We start from the raw sequence: 2,311 nt of genomic DNA on the forward strand, positions 1-2,311 counted from the left end.
CACCATGGGTAAAGGATGTTAAAAAGTGTTCACCATGTCCCCGAACACCTGTCTGCAATGTCCCCGGACCGTACAGCAAGCAAGCGGGGGAGGGAGCATAACATCCCCTCCCCACATACATGAGGGAAGGTTAGGGAGGAGGGGCATAACATCCCCTCCTTCATGTAATGGGAGAGGGAGTATAAGATCCCCGCTATTGTGCCCCGCTTTCCCGCCGGTATAACCGCCGCGGATGCCCCACTTTGCCATACTGCATCTCCACCGCGAGCACGCCACGATCAACGCAATGCTCCAGATAGCGCCGGGTGGTGGTTTTACTCAGCCCGGTTTCCGCCACCACATCTTCAATCGAGTAGCAGCGATCTTCACTGATGGCGAAAAATTGCTCAATGCGCTGCAGGGTTTTCTGCTCAATGCCTTTGCTGCTGGCATCCTGCTGAAAGCTAGCCGCCTGCAGCTTATACAGATTATCGACGTTCTGTTGATCCACCACTTTCCAGGTGCGCTGCGTCTTGTTGAACTCGACAAACCGCGCCAGCGAGTGTTGCAGACGCCGCCACGAAACCGGCTTGAGAATATAGTCAAACGCCCCGCAGCGGATCGCCTGGCTGCAGGTGTGCATATCGCTGGCGGCAGTGATAAAAATCACCGAGCACTTCAGGCTTTTCAGCAGTTCGCTCTCAATCAGCGTAATGCCCTGACCATCGGGCAGATAATTATCCAGCAGCACCAGCTGCGGACGCTTTTCCTCCAGCATACTGCGCGCTTCGCTCAGCGAGGTGGCGATGCCGCACAGCCGCAACCACGGATGTTCTTCAATCAGCCCGGCATGCAGCTGCGCCAGCTGGCTTTCATCTCCCACAATCAGTACGTCAATGATTTCAGGTTGCATAGAGGTTGTCTTCCCGGTTAATCGTCAGTGCAGCTGTGTGTTGCTCTGCATCAGGAATAAAAAGTGAAAAAATGGCGCCACGCGGCTGGTTGTCCGACACTTCAATGGTGCCTTCCGCCTTGTTGATATAGTTCTCCACCAGGTGCAGTCCCATACCGTGGTCGCCCTGCTGTTTCGAGGTGACACCAAAAGTGAACAGCTGCTCACGCAGCGCAGGCGCAATGCCCATGCCCTGATCCGCCACTTCAATCACCAGGTCACGTTCACCGCTGCGGATATACAGCTGGATTGGCGCCCACGGCGCTTCGCTCATCAGCGTCGCCTCAATGGCGTTATCCAGCAGATTACCAATCACCGACATCAGTTCGGTTTCCGTCAGCCGCGCTGGCAGGCGTGTCAGGCTGCAGGCGGGATCAAAATTCAGCACCACGCCTTTCTCCTGCGCACGCGCATATTTACCCAGCAGCAGCCCGCACAGCAGCGGTGAACAGAAGCGCGCCGAGACAAAATCCAGTATCTCCTGCGCACTTTCCGACTGCGCTTCAATATAACGAATCGCTTCGTCATACCGCCCCATATGCAGCAGTCCTGCCAGCGTGGCGGTCCAGTTCAGCTGCTCATGACGCATAATGCGCAGGTTATCAGCATAGCGCTGCACCTGACTCAGCTTGCTGCTCAGACGGTCAATCTCATTGCGGTCGCGGAAGGTGATCACCCAGCCCTGCAACTCCTCTTCCAGCAGGATGCGCACCCGGCTGGCGATCACCGTCAGCTGGTTAAACAGGCAGATTTCATCATGGGTATCCGCTCGCAGCATCTGCTGTTGATCAAAGAACGCCACTGGCTTAATGACCTCCGCCAGTGGCCTGCCGCGCAGCGCGGCAGAGGGTGCATTCAGTCCCAGCAGGTTTTTCGCCGCCTGGTTGATCACCGCAATGCGCAACTGATCATCCACCGCGATCACGCCTTCGTAAATCGACTCCATCAGCGCCTTCTGCTGGCGCACCAGCAAGCCAATCTCACGCGGTTCGAGCGAGAACATCTGCTTTTTTATGCCACGCGAGAAAAACCAGCTCAGCACAAACAGCGCCGCCAGCACCGCAACAATCGTCAGCAGGATATTGATCACTTTCGCGCTGGAGATATTCGCCAGGTGACTGGTCATATAACCGACCGACACAATACCAATCACCTCGCCCTTTTCATCCAGCACCGCCGCCTTGCTGCGCAGCGAACTGCCTGATCCACCCTGCGCCACCGTGGTGGTGCTGATACCGCGCAGCACCTCCGTATTATCACCGCCAACCAGCTCCTTCCCTACCCGTTCATTGTGCAGTGAGTGATAGGCGGATTCAAGTTCGAAGTGCAACGCTAAGCCGCCTGTCTTAACTCTGCAAAGACCACTGAAGGCTGCCGGAA

Annotated in this window: 2 protein-coding genes; both read right to left on the bottom strand. The window is 56.3% G+C overall.

The genetic code is table 11. The features are described from left to right. Positions 1 to 193: 193 nt before the first annotated feature. Complete coding sequence (locus ACSZO1_RS22205; RefSeq protein WP_437616528.1) at positions 194 to 892, bottom strand: response regulator; 699 nt, start codon at positions 890 to 892, stop codon at positions 194 to 196. Then, the coding region (locus tag ACSZO1_RS22210; protein WP_437616530.1) for an ATP-binding protein at positions 882 to 2,311 on the bottom strand (1,430 nt) is incomplete at its 5' end. The genes ACSZO1_RS22205 and ACSZO1_RS22210, both read right to left, overlap by 11 nt.

The sequence above is a fragment of the Erwinia sp. V71 genome, assembly GCF_965644245.1.
Taxonomy (GTDB): domain Bacteria; phylum Pseudomonadota; class Gammaproteobacteria; order Enterobacterales; family Enterobacteriaceae; genus Erwinia.

What these genes read in the sequence shown, in the direction of transcription:
- ACSZO1_RS22205 (WP_437616528.1), bottom strand. Translation starts at nt 892, where the DNA reads ATGCAACCTGAAATCATTGACGTACTGATTGTGGGAGATGAAAGCCAG.